A 17,591-nucleotide genomic window follows, 5' to 3' on the forward strand; every position below is an offset into this window, starting at 1 on the left:
AAATGCAGAGCGCCACATTTCGTGACGCTCTGCGTTGTCAGATTTTATGAAAAGCTCTTACTGCACTTCTCGTTTTTTCTTTTTTCCTACGAAGAGAAGAATTGCCAATGCTGCAGCTGCTCCTATAAGAACAAAGAGTCTTGCTGTATTTGTGGAATCTTCTGTTGCTCCTCTTCTTGAGCCAAGTACTTCACCCTTCTCCTCAGAACCGTTCATAGGTCTGATTGCACCAAGAACCTTCTTTTCCTCTGTGGGAGGATTATCGTTATTCGGTGTCGGATCATAGTGGTTAGTCTTCTTCGGCTTATCAGGCTTTTCATGCTTATTGTGCTTCTTCGGCTTATCCGGCTTGTCAGGAGTCTCAGGATCCTTCGGCAGATCACTCTTCGGATTATCCTTAACGGTAAGTGTTCCGGTAACCTGCTTAATACTGTAATCAAGAGGCTGAACCACATTCACAAGCTTATAATTAAATGTGTTAGGTGTGCTTCCGACCTCTGTCTGAGAAGCAAAATCAGTATACTCTGCACTGTCGCCTGTTGCAAATCCGTCTGCACCTACTGTGATATCAGTAGCTGTAAGAGGTGTTCCGTCATAAAGCTTCTCTGCTGAAGGAGAAACAAGCTCAACCTCTCTGGGAAGGATATACAGATGTCCGATTACGGCACTTGTAGGCTGCTTCTCTTCTGCATTTACTGAAATTCCGGAATCAAAAACTATCTTGAACTTATCGGATATGTCTTTCTTAAGTCCTTCAACAGTAATCTTCTTATCCTTGGTCTCAACAGATATCGGATATCCTGCTCCATCGGGAAGAACGTGCTTACCGTATCCGCCTGTTACTGTAAGTCCACTTACAGTAATGTTAAACTTGATACCATTATCAAGGCTAACCTCGACCTTCTTATCATCTACAGCGAAGACCTTATCTTCCTCAGCAGCACCCTCATTAAGGGCTACAGGTTTTCCTGAAGAAAGAGCTTTTATCTGCAATGCTTCAGAAAGTGAAACAGCTTTGGGCTCAGGCGTTACAGCACTACTGTTAAGATCCAAACCGTCAAGAGCATTCTTAATAGTTTCTGTATCAACAACAACATCTACATCCATGTTTCCACGGTGGTTTGAACCATCATACTTAATATATGTATCGCGACCATCCTGATCTGATGCAGCCTTAATCTTAACAATAATTGTTATAACCGAATCAGGCAACCAAACTGCATAGAAGTCTGTATCACTCATAAGAATTTTTGAGTCACCGGGATCATAGTATTTTCCGTCTTTATCCATCCAGCAAAGGAATGAATATCCTTCAGGTGCCTTAGTAAATACTCCTTTATCATCACTTGCATCTGTTTTGGAGTATTCTTTAAGTACATGTGATGATCCTGTCAGCTGTTTCTCAAACGGAACAACATCCGGCTCACCCTTAACATCTTTAGGATAATTTGCATGATATCTAACTGTTACATAAGCGCGGTTGAGGTATCCATCAATATGATATGCCTTTTCACCTTTAGCTTTATCTCCAACATTTTTGTACACATACCATGTGATATCACTTGCCTTAGGACTTCTTAATTTATTAGTTGTTTCATCAAGAACTTTATACTTCTTCAATACGTCATCGTTCACAAAATCCGCATCTATCAGATCTGTCGGCACAGTATCAATTTCAGCATTAATCCTGGCTCCTGTAGGATCCCAAACGTTTCCGTTCCCATCTCTTTCACTATCGGGTATTGCGTAGAGATCTCTCTGTGCGGTTCCAAGCCACTTCTCATAGCTATAACCTTTGTTCATCTCGGGATAATAATTCTTATCATCCTGCTGAGTTGAATTAGCCGGTATTGGCTGATTAGGAAGAAGCACATAATATGCTACCTTTGTTTTTCCTAATGATTTAGGATCCACCTTGTAATATATTACAAAAACATTCGTATCAGGATCATTATTCGGATTATCTACTACTTTGTCGATAGTAGTAACATTGTTTTTATTTTCCTTATCGAATATATATATAGTGTTTCCAAGAGAAACATTATTCTCCGGAGTGAGAGTTAATGACTTATCAACTACAGCTTCCAGGTTACCAAAAGGATTTACCTCATCAGTTGAATTGAACACAAATGAAGGAGCATCTGTATATTTGCCATCATTATCGCTTATAAATATTTTTACATTATAAGTTGTTATTACAGGCACTTCAGTATTTCCACCTGATGTTTCACCCTCACCAGTTGTATTGCCACTACCATTTCCACCGGATGTTTCATTTTTTTCTGTCTTTGTGCCTTCAGCATTTCCATCTGACGGACTCTGAGTATAAACAGTATTTGCAGGAGTATAGGTCTCTTCTACAGGAGCATCGGGATCATCAATGATTGCGCCCTCGATAAACCATTTTTCTCCTGTTACATGAGAAATCTTATTCCACTCAACTATCTTATTCTCGCCAGGAATAACATTGGCAGCTGCCCAATTGTAGAAGCCTTCTGTAAGTCTTGCAGCAACAGCATCTTTCTCAGTAATATCTACATTACCTGCCTCATCGGTAGGATCTATAGAAGTAAAATAGTCAGTCAAAGTAACTTCTGCGCCTGTGTCCTGATTAAAGGTATCGAAATATATTGTCTCGCTATCCTTAATAACAGAAACAACCAGCATGCCCTTCTCTACAGCAGGAGCTGCTTCTACGGTCTCTCCGCCTTCAGCGGGAGTTACAGCAGGTTCTTCTGCAGCAGGAGCTGCTTCTTCAGCTGCAGCGGGTGCTTCAGGCTCTGCAGGAGTTTCACCGTTCTCATCAATTGCAGGTGTCTCAGCAGGAGCTGCTTCAGGAGCTACGTTTTCACCCTCTGCAGGTGCGGGAGCCTCTTCGACATTTCCTTCTTCAGCACTAGGTGCGGTAGCCGGCTCTTCTACTGTCTGAGGTTCTTCGGTAACTACCGGTTCCTCAGCCGGCTGTTCCGGTTCCTCTGCAGGTGCTTCAGGTTCCTCTGCAGGTGCAGCGGGAACTTCAGCTATCTCAGTTTCTTCAGTTGAAGGTTCTGCACTTTCCAACACTTCGCTTAAGCGAACTGTTTCTTCAACTGAGGTTACTTCTTCATTTGTACCCTCGTCCGCTCTTACACCAATGCTGTTATAGTCAGACACGAAGGTCCGAAGCATCAGCACAAGTACAAGTGTAAAAGCAAGTTTTCTCACTATACTCTTCTTCATAATCCCTCCTAAGATTAAAATTTTCATTCGACTATATAATTATATGAATTATTTTTTCACTTTTGGTTACGAAATATGAATAATTCTGTTCATAATTCGTACTTGACAAGAACATTTTTTTGTGATTATCCGATTTTTTATTATCAGTTTCCTAGTGCATAGAAAAAAGCGCAGGCCTTTATTATTCCTGCGCTTTAGTTTCTTAATATTAATATCAAATTGGTATGAAATTACAGTGCTTTAAGTACCTCACACAGGTACTCCCAGGTTCTCTTTGTAGAAGCAACGCTGAGTTTCTCACCTGTAGAATGAATATCCTGCATATCAGGACCTATTGAGACACAATCAAGGCCATCGATTTTTTCGGAAAACAGACCGCACTCAAGTCCTGCATGAATAGCTTCAATTCTGATATCCTTTTTATAGAGTTCCTTATAGACCTTGGCCATTGTATCTCTAAGCTCAGACTTCTCAGCATATGCCCATCCGGGATATTCTCCGGTGACTTCAAATATTCCGTTAAAGCCCTCGATTATTATCTCCATCTTACGGATAAGGGCTTCCTTTGCGGGTGCAACCGAACTTCTGACAGAATAGTCAAGAAGGAAGGCCTCATCCATAGTTCCGGCGCTCTGGCTCGCAGCGCCTTTTCCTTCAACCGCTCCGGTCTGACTGCTTACTATCTTCAGTATGCCCAGATTCAGTGAAGTCTCAACCAGACCTTCAATGGATGAACTCATTGACTGAACACCGTAAGGCATAGCACATATGCATCTTGCGAGTTCTATAACCTCTGCGCACGGAATAACTCCTGAAACCGCTTCTCTCTTCTCATGAGTCTCCGTAAAGGTATCAACACTTGAATCAAGATTTACGGACGCCATATTTGAAATATCGGTCTTTTCGGGCTCGAGAGTCTTTTCGTGTACTTCTTCTACCACAATTGAAAGTCCCGGATCTCTGCTTCCAAGTTCTGCCTTAAAATCAGATTCCACTTTATAAGCAATTGAAGACAGTTTTCCGAAAAGTGAGAAGAAAGATACATCAGGTCCTACAATATTACCGTGCATCTGAGAGGCCAGTCCCATAAGCAAAAGCTCAGCCTCGCAGTCTGTAGCAATCGCGTTGTCAGCAACACCGCCGTTAAGGCTTATAATACCAACCTCGAGAGCATCGGTTATCTCGAGAAGAAGTCTGCCCATGATCACATTGGCATTGCCGCGGCCTTTTCCTATCATTTCACCGGAATGTCCGCCCTGAAGCCCCTTAACATGTATCTTAACCTTTATTCCGCTCTTATTCTCTCTTGTCAAAGGAAGATATCCATGAAATCTTGCGCCACCTGCACAGCTTACGATCATCACGCCTTCTTCCTCGTTGTCGATGTTTATCATCCTCTTGCCTTCGATGTCATCGCATTTAAGAGCCATTGCTCCATCCATTCCAACTTCTTCATTAGTAGTAATGATGACTTCAAGGGGTGGATGCGGAATCTTTTTGCTGTCAAGAAGCGCCAGACAGTAAGCCACAGCTATACCATCATCTCCGCCAAGACTGGTCTTATCAGCCCATACAAACTCTCCGTCGGTTTTTACATCAAGTCCGTCCTTCTCCATATTGATTTTTGCGTCTTTTTCCTTAACCGCAACCATATCCATATGTCCCTGAAGGATAACCGGAGCATGCTTCTCATAGCCCTTGGTTCCCGGCTTTTTTATTATTACATTAAGATCGTTGTCCTGACGAACGTACAAATCTCTGTCCTTTGCAAACTTCACAAGAAAACTGCTGATCTTCTTCAGATTTCCCGATCCGTGCGGAATATTACATATCTCCTCAAACCATTTAAATACCTCTGTAGGCTGTAATTTTTCAAATGCCATTGTCCATACCTCTCATCTCTATAATCAATATTTGTTGAGCAAACGCTAACATCTAAATATATCATCTACCATAATAACACACTTTTTATTTCCTGCCTTCGCGGACGATGGTTTTATCGTTTTTTTATTATTTTTTTAATCCCTTTTCAGTAAATTTGCACTGGGTGCATGTTAAAATCAAAATGATATATAGTGAACATTTAACATGCACGAATTAAGCGTAGCAGAAAGGATGGCCTATGAATGCACAACAGTACAGGCGCGCCAATAAAGTCAGTTTTATTGTTTGTATTATCATTATTGCCAGCGGCACAGTTCTTGCATTGAATAATCTGCTTGGCAAAGGACAAACACTTGGTGTTATAGCTATAATTGTCAGCGCCATAGTCGGCATACTTATGGTGGTTGCAGGCAATTATAAATATCCCGAAGTAAAAAAGGGATCAGTACTTATCATGGGCGGTGCTACAGTCTTCTACTTCGTTCTGCTTATCGCGTCCGATGATCTGATTTACTTCGCATTCGGACTCCCGATTCTGATCAGCAGTATGATCTATTTAAATATCAGACTTTCCCGAGTTGGTATTGCTGCAATAACCCTTTCCTTTGCAATTACCTGCATCAAGGCTCTTGTCTCAGGCAAGCTTTCTCTTGAATATGTACCGCCGCTTATTACTCTGGCGCTTGCATTCATCACAAGCTTAAGTGTTGTAGGTCTTCTTACCAACTTCAACAATGAAAATAATGATAAAATCAATCGTCATGCTGAAAAGTCATTGAAAACTGGTAATCAGATGGCTGAAATTGCTAATACAATCACCGATCTTTTCAACAACTCACAGAGCAACTTATCCAGCCTTCAGGAGATCATCGAGTCTCAGCAGTCCGGGATGAATGATATAGCAAGCAGCATGGAGAGCACCTCGCAGGCTATAAGCCATCAGGCAGACAAAGTTCAGCAGATTCAGTCCGAAACACAAACCACAGAAGAACACACACAGGAGATGTCCCGCGTATCAAAACAGACCCAGGATACTGTTCAGGAAGGTGTAAAGGTTATCGAGGAACTTAAGGAAAAATCACAGAATGTAGCTGCCACCAGCCAGGTTACAGTTGAAGCCACTCAGGCCGTTATCAATAAGGTTGAAGAAGTTCAGAAAATTGTCGGCGCCATTATGTCAATTTCCAAGCAGACTAACCTCCTTGCTCTCAACGCCAGCATTGAAGCAGCAAGAGCCGGTGAAGCCGGAAAAGGATTTGCGGTTGTTGCTAATGATGTCAGAGATCTTGCAGGCGAAACAAACAATGCTTCAACTGAGATTACAAGAATCATCAACGAGCTAACCGAAGATGTTCAGAAAGCTATGGCAAGTATCGATGACAGCATTTCATCCGTAACAGAGCAGAATGAAATGATTGAAACCGTAGGAAACAATTTTGACAGTATTAACGCAAACGTAACAGATATGCTTAACAGATTCAGTGATATCGAGCGAGGCATGCAGACTATCGCTTCCTCCACCACTGAAATCAATGACGGAATCAGCAATTTGTCCGCAACAAGCCAGGAGGTTGCCGCCTTGTCAAATGACGGAGCCCGTGCTGCCGATACTGCTGTAAGCCAGTTCGATGACTTTAAAGGAATACTTCTTGAAATATTCCAGCAGGCAAACAAGCTGCAGGACATGCAGACAGATAAGGATTGATTCTTCTGAAAATAAGCACTATAAAGCGTATAAAAAATCCGGTTCGAGTCAAATAACTCGAACCGGTTTTTAATATACATATCATCTTTACTGATTTTCATCAGCTGTAACAGCTTCTTCAATTTCTTTGGTTATCTCATCTCCGGAGCCGGGTGCCTCAACCTTAACAAAATCACATCTTACAGTTACACGGCTTGCGCCTCCGATGGTACAGGTAAATACTGTGAAATCCCAGGTGCCTTCATCCATCTTATCGACTTCATAGGTTCCTATGTCTTCGATATAAGTAACCTCGTAGTAGTACTTTCTTCCATCTACATCAGTCACGATGATGGTATCTCCCGCAACGAGATTTTTTAGATTACCAAAATGCCTCTGGTAGTTATGTCCTGCAACAATCAGGTCATTTTCATATACAGAGCCCTTATATCTGCAGGGCGAAGTCTTAGCATTCACAGAAGACCACTCGGTCTGTATCGGAAGTCTTATGTCGATGGCAGGGATATCAATGATTCCTATAAAGGACTGTCCATTCACATCAACTGATTTCATCGGTCCCGTAGGATTCATATCAAGAGGAGCATTTGTTACCTGCGCCTCAACTCCTTCAAGGAGCCCCGCTGCGCTTACTCCGGCCTCAAGATCCTCATTCTGGTTATGCACTATGATATTAGCAGCAATTCCAAAACACAGGAATCCCATAAGGATCATTATTCTACCTTTTGTAATAATTTTCATGTTAAGCCCACCTTTTAATCTTAAAGCAAGCCCCCATAATTGTGTCATGTCCCGATCATCTTAGGACTATAAACACTTTTTTCTACCTTATCTCCAACTGCAGATTTATTTTCTGTGCTTCTCACTTCTAAATCCAAAGATTATAAGAAGTATACCCAGAATAGCAAGTACAGGAATCGGCCACCAAAGCTGTCCTGTCTGAGGAAGTCTTCTTGCACCTAAAACCTCTGGAAGTTCTCCAATAAAGTCTCTGATAGCACCAAGTACATCAGGCGTATCATCCGGTGTCGGATTATCCGGAGTATCCGGTGTTGTAGGTGATTCCGGGTTATCCGGTTTATCGGGTTTTTTCGGTGAACTTGGCTTGTTAGGCTTATCGGGTGTTTCCGGAGTCTCCGGATTCTTGGTATTTACAACAATAAATGAATTCTCATTTCTTGAAACATTTGAAGTATAATCATCTGTATTCATTACCTCTTCTACCGTGAAATTATGCCCCTTTTCATATTGCCAACTGTACTGCCAGTTATTTTCATTTGAAAGATCTACAGTCTCGAGAAGGTTTCCATCACAGTAAATCTTAACTGTAATTGACTTCGGTCTGTCCTCTCCACCGTTATCAATCCACTGCTTATACACGCTGAAAGGTTCCGGATCATCTTCAAGGTGAACAGCTTCTCTTTTAGGGATAGCTACTACATCATAAGATGCATTTGACCATGTTCCGTCCCATCCGTTACCCTGATTCTCTTCAAGGTTGTTAGGTCCGGGAACTACAGAAAGGAAATCCCAATATTTATACTGAATCTGATCGATTACAACCGGATCACTTACTCCAAGATAAAGTCCCTTGTCAACCTTTCCGAATTTTGCATAGCCTTCTGCATCGGAAGTAGCTGTATAGCTAGGCTGAACGCCGTTTGCAGCGATACATTTGCTCGCCTCTGTGATGATATTGTTCCACTTATCCTGGTCAGCAACTGAGTACATATCTGTTATATCAAGCCCAAGGCTATCAAATGGTGATACAACAGTAAACTGACCTGTCGCGGAAATAGATGCAATCTTGTAGGCTTTGACATTAACTCCTGCCATTTTTCCATATTCAGGAATATCTCCGTAGGAATTAAAGTAATAGTAAACCGACAATGTAGCGTCCTTGTTCATGTCAATGGTACCAAGTCCGTTGTTGTTATCCGAACTTGCGCTCGCTGCCACTCCCGGAAGCAGTAGCATCGCTGACATGCTAAGCGCCGCAGCTCCTACTATCAGTTTTTTCACCTTCTCAAAAATCTTCATAAAAACTTACCTCAAATGTCTGCGTAAATCCTCTACTGTCGCAGATTTTTTCTTTTTCCCATGGTCTGATGTACTAATTACAAACCAAATAAACAGAACTAATATTATCGGTCCTGCGATAAACGGTGCAACAAGAAGATTATTTATCTTCGTCGCATCAGCAGGTACTATAAGTCTTGATTCTTCATTATAATCAACACGCCTGCCCCTTACGAGCATTCTGTGAGTGTTGACACCGTAAGGTGTACACGTCACCAGCGTGACATAGTCTTTGTCAGGATAAATCGTAAGACCCTGCGTCTCCTCAGGAAGCACTATCGAAATATTATCAACCTGATATGCAAAAGTCTGATTCATTATATGCAGAAGGAATGTATCTCCTTCAATCATCTGATCCAAGTCAGAAAAAAGTTTAGAGGATGGTAATCCTCTGTGTCCGGATAGAATCGCATGCGAACCTGTTGTTCCAGCTGGAAGCGATGATCCGGGTATATGTCCGATGCCGACCTGCAAAACAGATTCGGAAACATCGTGATAAACCGGTAAATCCACGCCCAGTTTTTCAATTTCAATATGTCCCATTACTCCTGTCCCGGTTGGATCAAGTATTGAATGATACTCTGCCAATTCCTCTTCCGAGAGGTTGAAATTTATCCCTTTCGAAAGTAGCTTTTCATTATATTCATAGGCAGCATTCCAATAATTCGTGTAATCTTCCTCTGTAAATGAAGACATAAGCTCTTCGTAGTTCGAAACTGCTCTACTTTGGTTCTTGGTATTAATATAATTACTTACGGACGGATACAAAAATATACCAAGTCCAACAACAAATATTGCTGTAAATATGATGTTTGGTAATTGCTTTGCAAAGCCCTTACTCTTCATAATTTTTCCGTCCAAATTTAATAACAATCGATAGTCAGGCTATAAAACGCCTTCCGTGCAACAAATTCTCCCCCTATTTCTTTTTATATAGCTCCTCCGAAATAATATATCTGTATCCCGGATCGGGCGGATGAGCCCGACCCGGTGTTACAGTATGTTTCTATATATATTGGTCTACAGAAACAAGATTCAATTATTCCAGTAATATAATTATTGCAATAATCCCTCTAAATTCTCTATCTCACAGATATTACTCAGCATCAGCCTTTCTGCGTACTACGAAGAATACAACAGCTGCTACGATGAGAAGTCCACCGATGATGTAGAAAATTGTTGTACCGATTCCACCTGTGGAAGGAAGAAGTGAACCTGTACTATTCTCAATTGTCTCAGTTGTAGGAGCTTTTACAGTTGACTGCTCTGTTACAGTAACCATCTTCGCATGCTGCTTTCCGCCTGCTTCTGATGTAATAAGGTTGTATCCTGCAGGAGCCTCTGTCTCTTCAAGGATATAGTTAGCTGCGTCAAGACCTTTGATCATGATAGGTGTTGTCTCAACAGTAACGATAACTGAATCAGCATCAGATCCATTAGGATCTACCTTGTATTCTGTATCACTTACCTTTGTAAGCTTAACCTGAAGGCCTGTATCAGCTCTGTAAATCTTGAACTTAGCGCCTGCAAGAACAGTCTCTGTTCCTGCAATAACCTTCTTGAGAACAAGAGGATATGTCTTGGTAATTGTCTCTACAATAGGTGTATTTGTATTACCATACTTAAGATATACAGTATTCTTGTTTACATCCTCTGAAATCTTTGCATTTGTATTTACTACTGCACTGTATGTAACAATAGCCTTAACATCAGCTGAAGGCTCAGCAAAACTCATCTCAAAGCCATTATCTGTAGCTGCATCAAGTTTATACTCAACTGCAACAGCCTCACCACCATCTTTTGCAGGTGCAAATGTTACTGAGAAATCTGATTCATTCTTATTAAGTGTAAGACCTTCTGTAAGAGTATCGACGATCTTGTAGTTTACACCGCCCTTCTTAAGATCAGCAGTTACGGTAAATTCTACAGTATCACCAATCTGAGCGTTGTTTCCTGTTGTATCAAGTACAGTCTTCTGAGTTGTACCATTTTTTGTAAGACCTGTGATCTTCTTATCAACTGAAGGAACTTCTGTCTTCTCCTCAAGCTTTGCATTAGGAGTAGATGTATTAAGAGATACTGCACTACCAAGTGAAGAATCCAATACATAATAGCCATAGTCCAAACCGGTCACTTTAAGAGTTCCGTTAGCATCAGCAGTTTTTGTTACTTCAGGTGCTACTCTGAACTTCGCAACTTCTGTCTGGCCATTCTTGGCATATGCTATTACTTCCTGTCCAAAAGCAATTGCATCAGCTTCTGTTGCAAGTTTGGATGTGTCAAGAATATCGCCATCACCTACTGAAAAATAGCTACTTTTAAAACCTGAAAACTTTGCTGAAAGCTTGTAAACACCTTTTGTCAAATCGCTGCCGGCAGGAACATAGTCAAATACACGCCATACGTTATACTCCTGGCCTTCGCTAGCCTTCTCAATTGTAATGCTGCCCTCTCCAGCTGCCTTGGCAGTAGTTGCGGATCCTGCTGAAACTGTCATGGTAAGAGCCATAGCACCAGCAAGGATACCAGTTAAAATTTTCTTTAATCCTTTCATTTAAAACCTCTCTCCTTTTGTCTTGAATCTTGTCTGTTTTAGACGTTTTTTAGTTGCTTTATTACTACTTATATGAGGTGCAAATGAGCACCTTGTTAAAATGCATTCAGCATTTTAGTCCTTTTTCCTGCGACCAAAGAGCAGAGCTGCTCCTGCCGCGATAGTCATAGCAATACCGACAATCATAAATGGAAGTGTTCCCATTCCGCCTGCTGCCGGAAGTTCATTAACCACCAGACTTCTGTTTGTTATCGTTACTTCACCGTAGCTGATATTGTCTGCGCCAACATGCATGCTGTATCCGGGATCATATGTTGTAACACCATCAACACTTATCTGTCCCTGAGCATTTGCTTTTACTGTATCAGTATGCTTACCGCTTGCGTCATTAACGGTATATTCATAGGTCACTTCAGTAGATGCAAGGTAGCTATCGGCTTCCTTTACACAATACTCGTACTTCTTCCCATCCTTAGTCAGAAGCGGAAGTCCTGTCAAAGTAAATGTCCAACTCTTTTCAGGTTCCTTCTTATTTGGTCCGAGTTCTATATCATTGCCGTATCTGGTCCAGGTTGTGGTTCCTGCCACTCTCTGCCAGATGCTAAGCTTCAGTGAAGTATGATTAGCTGAATCATCCTTTTTATCAGAGTCAAGCCATACCTTCTTAACGCTTAAGTTACCGCTAAGTGTATTGATAAAGTTGACATTCTCAACCTTACCCTTGGTGTAAGTCACAATAAACTCATTGGACTTAGGATCATTTGTATTTAATCCCTTGCCAAGAGACAGATCACAGATTGCTATTACATTTGAATACTCAACATCATCCGTATAGGTTACGGTTGCTCCAAGATAATAGAAATCCTCTTCCGGCATAGTCTTATCCAGATTATTGGCTTTCTCATACTGATAAAGTGCCGGATGTGTCATATTCTCAGCAGTATATGTCTTAGAGAATGTAGTGTACTTCTTCTCTACATGAATCTTTATATAATAAACTGTCTTATCATATGCGATTCCCGGAATTCCGGTCTCATTCTCATATATCTTGTAGAAGTAATCTCCTTCAAATCTGAAAGGTATGGATGCGAACACAGCCTCTGCTGTATAGGAGCCATCCTTCTGCTTTGTCATATCCTTCAGAGTAAGAGTAACTGTATCCTGAACCCTGTTCGTATATTCATGAGTTGTACTTCCGGCCACTTTTTCCGATACTACAGGCATTGGCTGATTCTTCAGGGAAATCGGATTTCCTGCAGAATCATGAGCTGTATAGCCCGCACCTTCAATCTTGAAGGTAAACTGCATATCATCAGTCATCTCACCGCCGGTATATCTCTTGAATACCTTGATAGGTCCGATAGGCTTACTGTAGTAGTTACATACCTGAACTGTTTGAGTATGTGAAGGGTTGTTGATATCAGTGCTTCCAACCAATACTTCTGTCGGTGCCAGATCCTTATGATGATCTTCTCCGCCAAGGTCACGGGAGAATACCATTCTGTAGTTCTCTCCACCGATACCGTAGGTATCAAGCCCAACTTCCTCACTATCAACAGTCACATCGTATTTAGTAACACGTGACAGGTCTGTTGCCTCAATAGGTGTGCTCACATTAGACTTTGCATCATAAGCGATTGTTAATCCGTCAGCAACCTCCTCAACAGTATATGTACCTGCAGGCAGACCAATTATTGTCCACTGTGCGCTCTGGTTATATACAACCCTGTATGTAAGGTCTTTGCCATCTTTACCTTTTAGCCTGCTGCCGTTCTTAGCATATGCTTTTGCCGGCTTAGTCTCATCTTTTGCATGACCTGTGAAACCTTCAACAACTATGTAATTTCCGGTTTTATTATCAGTAACACGGAAAATGACATTTGATAAAAGTGCACGTCCGTCTTTACTGTCCCTTACAAAGTCAGAACCAAAATCATTTACAACCATCTTGTGTATTCTGAGATTACCGATACCATCTATGTAATTTCTGAATACCACCAGATTTTTCCCTGAAACCTTCGGGCCCTGATTACCGGTTAATGTTTCTATCAGATTCTTTAAATACTGCTTGTCATGATTGTCCGCAGCTTTCTTTAATTCATTAACCCAATAGTTAAAGTACTGATCACTCTGATCCATCTTCCAGTATGTAACCTCAGGGTTCTGAGCATTTCTCGAATAGTCGATCTTTACAAGGAAGATTGTTTTATCAATTCTATAACCTTCCTTAGCTTTCTCATTAATCTTGAAGTAGAATACATTGTTTGCGGAAGTATTCATCTCCCAATAAGCGGGATCTATTGAATACTTGATCGTATCACCTTCATTGTGAATAAGATTCTCTACACCACCGCCGTTCTTCCATCCTGAGAAATCATCCTTCAAACGCTTGATTACGAAATCAAACTTAACATCTCCAGGATTCTCATTATTAAGGAGCTTATAAAGTGTAATATCTACAGGCTTTCTTACTGAGTTGTTAAATACAGGCTCCTTGGTATTTATAGGTGTACCAAGATTATTTACATTCGCATCAGCGCCATTTAATCTGTAGTAAGTAACTGATTCAGGATAGAAAGTAATTGTTGAACCTTCTGTCTTCTGTTTAATTACTACCTTGGCAACATAATATGTATTGTCATAAACAGTTGATGCATCATTCGCCTTAGCTACCTCATGAATTCGGAAGTAATAAGTTCCTTCCTTCTTTTCAATGAAGTCTGAAACATCAGCACTTACTGTCTCTATCTCGTTGTTAACTGTTATCGCATTCTTAGTATTCCAGTCAAGATTTCCGTACCAGTTAGATGTTCCTGCCTCAACTGTAAAGTCATATACCTGATCAGCTGTAGGATTCTGTCCGTCAACCTTCTTTGTAGCACTAAGCTTTACAATAGCGCTCTTCTTTGTAGTACCTACAAAGTCTCTACGGTGAGTCTCACCGGAAATTGTAACGTTCTCAGCTATGAAGTTACCGTTACCTTTGTTGACCTCGAGGTTTGCACCAAGTGCGATAACCTGTCCGAAGATCTCCTGAAGCTTAATGTTCTTATTCTTTGCCTTATCTACATTGTAGAAGTTATAAACAATTCTTCCTGCCTTGATGGCTGTAGTCTCACTTGTAGAAAGTGTTTCGGTTCCAACCTTGATCGTGCTGGCCTTATTTGGCATTCCTATGTAATCAGCACCTTCGCAGTTGATGTTGATGATGATAGCCTGTTCAGGATTTGCATTTTCATCACTCTCAAATACGAATTTAAGCTCTCTTTCCGAAACCAATTCGTTCCACTGTGCTGCTGTATAGGTCTTATATCCGGCGCCTCCGTTGCCTTCATACTTAATTACTGCTTCGGAAGTTGTTCTCTGTGAATCATTAACTCCGCCATCTGTAACCTTTGCCATCTCAAGAGACATCTTTGTGATGTCTTCCTTAACCGCATTCAGGTCAATGTAAGGATTCTGAATTGTGCTCTTATCCTGTACTATATTGAACGGCTTGGCAATCTTTATAGGATCATTTCCGTTGTAAGGAGCAGTAATTCCAAAGTAATGATCACTTGTTACATTTAATGTGACATTACTTCCGATAGCAAGTGTATGTCCTTCCTTGGAAGCCATGTTCTCATTAGCCTTAGAAATGTTCTGCACATAAGAAAGTTCTTTTTCAAGATTGTTTGTACCAAAGTTGGATTCGGTATGAAGCATCTTGGCAAGAACGTTTCCGTTTGTGTGAGCATTAAGTCTTGCAGTATCAAATGCTACGATGTGGAAGTTACCTGCTACTCCAAATACAAGGCTCTTGTCGTAATAATCACTTTCCTTGTATGAATCCTTTGTCTCATTCAAAGTATATGTAAGGTTTCTTGATCCGTTACTGAATGTTGTTGTTCCGCTAAAGTAAGTAGTAAAGCCAATAAGTGAGAAGTTATCAAGTGAAATCTCAACCTCCTCTGCCTCGGCATTGACCTCTGCCTCAACCGGAACTGTACTGATATCTGATGCTTCAAGCTCCGTAGCCTCAGCAGTTGAATCAACGCTCTCTTTTACCTTCTCATCAAGAGGCATATGGATAACTTCAATGTTATTATCTTCTCCTGCCTTCTCATTCAGCTCACCCAGCTGATTAGCAAGGAACTCGAATTTGATTGATACACTGCCCTCTTCAGGCTGGTACTCAACCTTCTCACCTTCGATGATGTTGCCCTCTGCATCCTTCTTATCAACCATGAACGCAACGTCATAAAGAATTGTGTTTAAATTGTTATGATTTGAAAGTGTTGACTCTTCACCATCGTTAAGAGCCTTCATGTATGCATCGTAGTCGTAGCCTTCTGTCTCTGCAGTAACCTCAGTTACTACAAACTCTGCGTCATCCGGAATAGCATTTGCTTTCTCAAGTGTAGCTACTACTCTGACCTTCTCGTTTTCAAATACATACTCTGTCTTATTTGCTTCAATTGCTTTATATGTAAGAACAACTGTCTTATTCTCTTTAATTACAATAGTCTGAGTTTCTTCAGAGGAATCTTCTGTCTCTTTTTTCTCTGCAGTTACTTCGTAATACTTGTGATCGTTTGCGTCCTTCTTAGCGACGATCTTGGTGATTACTGTTCCATCGATTGCTGCATTTACAAACTCATAACCTTCCTGCTTGGGAGCTTCGGTAGTAAAGTCAAGGCTCTCGGAAAGGTTGATCTCTTTTTCGTCCGCAATTTTCTCAGCAGCTTCATTCACATAAGAAACTGTAAGAACAACATCCTCTGTAAGCTCGATGTCATTGTTGCTGGCAAGCAATGAATTATCTTCTGTATTCTCAGTCTGCTCTTCAGTTACAGCTTCCTCGCCTGCTACGTTCTCTTCTGTGCTTTCACCCTCAGTAGCTGCATTAGCCTCTTCTGAAACAGTGCTCTCTTCTGAGACCTCGCCTTCGTTTGAAGATTCGGTATTCTCTGCATTTTCTACATTCTCAGTTTCAGAAGTAGCTGTCTCACTTGAAGTCTCTTCGCTTGTGTTAGCACTTTCAGCTTCTTCACTTGAAGCAGATGCATTCTCCTCAGAGCTTTCACCTTCTTCGCTATTTTCTACAGGAGTCGCGTTTTCTGTGCTTTCTTCTTCGTTTGTAACTCCGGCTTCTTCAGTTCCCTCTTCGCTGCCTTCACCGGTAAGCACCATTCCCACATCTTCTGCGGTCTCCTCAGATACTGCGGATGCCGCTTTATTAAGGGCATACATTGTTGTGCAGGTAACAAGTAGTGCTACAACAAGCATCACAGATATCCATCTTTTTAAGAAAATGTGCTTTTTTACAAACCCCTCAACGCGATTGTTATCTAGATTCCTCATTCTTTCCTTCCCTTAACCTGTTCTCCATCCCGTTTTACTGCAATTCCGGCTCTTCCATGCTTTCATTGCCGGTGCTGGCCTTACTTTCAATTCCCCCGAAATCCTTAAAAGGATATATCCTGAAAAACACTCCGCCAATCAGCTGTTCTGCGGAAACGCATCCAACTGTGGTGGATCTTGAATCAATCGAAACCGATCTGTGATCTCCCAGAACAAAGTACCTCTTATCCGGTACCTGATACGGGAACTCAACCTTGTCGCCTTCTCCCATTCCGGCAGCATACTGACTCGGATCCGAAATATATGGTTCATCAAGTTCTACGCCATTGACAAATACCTTGCCGGTCTCGTCAATGTTGATCCAGTCTCCCGGAGATCCAACAACTCGCTTAACAAGCACCTTGTTATTGTAGTAAAAAGCGATCAGTTCTCCTGTTTTGAACTCAGAATAGTTATTCGCTATTACTATCTGTCCTGTCTCCAGAGTGGGAGTCATGCTGTCACCGGTAACCTTAAGAACTGTGATAAAAAAGCTTGATACAAGTACCGAGAGCGCCGCAACAACTATGATAACCACAAGAGTATTCCTTAGAGCTCTCTTATAGTCGTGCTTTCTATATTCGCGCTTAAGCTCTGCCTTCAGTTCATCCAGCGACGGTTTATTCAATTGATCATTTGGAGTTTCTTCGACTTGGACTTTTTTGATTTCCGTATCCATATTACTCCTTGTTTAGTCCAGGCTAAAACGCACTTGAATAAATGCGATTCAGCGGGTAGCATTCTCATTATAAGTGAGGTACAAATTTTTAT

General features: G+C 41.3%; 9 protein-coding genes. 1 reads left to right on the plus strand and 8 read right to left on the minus strand.

Annotated elements, in window-relative coordinates; all coding sequences use genetic code 11:
* Positions 1-57: 57 nt before the first annotated feature.
* Both BLR42_RS00430 and BLR42_RS00435 read right to left on the minus strand, forming a co-directional pair.
* Positions 58-3,219 (minus strand): hypothetical protein, encoded by a 3,162-nt coding sequence (locus BLR42_RS00430; RefSeq protein WP_091865604.1) that lies wholly within the window; start codon positions 3,217-3,219, stop codon positions 58-60.
* 230 nt (positions 3,220-3,449) lie between these two features.
* Entirely contained in the window at positions 3,450-5,102 is a 1,653-nt protein-coding gene (locus tag BLR42_RS00435) for an aminoacyl-histidine dipeptidase (RefSeq protein WP_091865607.1), read from the minus strand.
* A 239-nt stretch (positions 5,103-5,341) separates the two neighbouring features.
* Between BLR42_RS00435 and BLR42_RS00440 the strand changes: the two genes are divergently transcribed.
* Positions 5,342-6,808: a methyl-accepting chemotaxis protein gene (locus tag BLR42_RS00440; protein WP_091865610.1), complete on the plus strand. Its 1,467-nt coding sequence runs from the start codon at positions 5,342-5,344 to the stop codon at positions 6,806-6,808.
* A gap of 87 nt (positions 6,809-6,895) precedes the next feature.
* Here the strand turns inward: BLR42_RS00440 and BLR42_RS00445 are convergent, their stop codons facing one another.
* The 6 genes from BLR42_RS00445 to lepB all read right to left on the minus strand — a co-directional run bounded on the left by BLR42_RS00445 (position 6,896) and on the right by lepB (position 17,499).
* Positions 6,896-7,546 (minus strand): sortase, encoded by a 651-nt coding sequence (locus tag BLR42_RS00445; protein WP_170832578.1) that lies wholly within the window; start codon positions 7,544-7,546, stop codon positions 6,896-6,898.
* 105 nt (positions 7,547-7,651) lie between these two features.
* A complete protein-coding gene (locus BLR42_RS00450; RefSeq protein ID WP_091865616.1) occupies positions 7,652-8,845 on the minus strand; it encodes a Cna B-type domain-containing protein in 1,194 nt (397 codons plus the stop codon).
* Between the two features lie 6 nt (positions 8,846-8,851).
* Positions 8,852-9,730 (minus strand): class C sortase, encoded by an 879-nt coding sequence (locus BLR42_RS00455; protein ID WP_091865619.1) that lies wholly within the window; start codon positions 9,728-9,730, stop codon positions 8,852-8,854.
* 250 nt (positions 9,731-9,980) lie between these two features.
* Positions 9,981-11,438: a SpaH/EbpB family LPXTG-anchored major pilin gene (locus BLR42_RS00460; protein ID WP_091865622.1), complete on the minus strand. Its 1,458-nt coding sequence runs from the start codon at positions 11,436-11,438 to the stop codon at positions 9,981-9,983.
* A 114-nt stretch (positions 11,439-11,552) separates the two neighbouring features.
* On the minus strand, positions 11,553-16,781 hold the full coding sequence (locus BLR42_RS00465) for an LPXTG cell wall anchor domain-containing protein (RefSeq protein WP_091865625.1): 5,229 nt from the start codon (positions 16,779-16,781) through the stop codon (positions 11,553-11,555).
* A 34-nt stretch (positions 16,782-16,815) separates the two neighbouring features.
* Positions 16,816-17,499, minus strand: a complete 684-nt coding sequence (gene lepB, locus BLR42_RS00470) for a signal peptidase I (protein WP_091865629.1) — start codon at positions 17,497-17,499, stop codon at positions 16,816-16,818.
* Positions 17,500-17,591 lie beyond the last annotated feature (92 nt).

The sequence above is a fragment of the Butyrivibrio sp. INlla16 genome (assembly GCF_900104155.1).
In the GTDB taxonomy this organism is placed as follows: Bacteria; Bacillota; Clostridia; order Lachnospirales; family Lachnospiraceae; genus Butyrivibrio.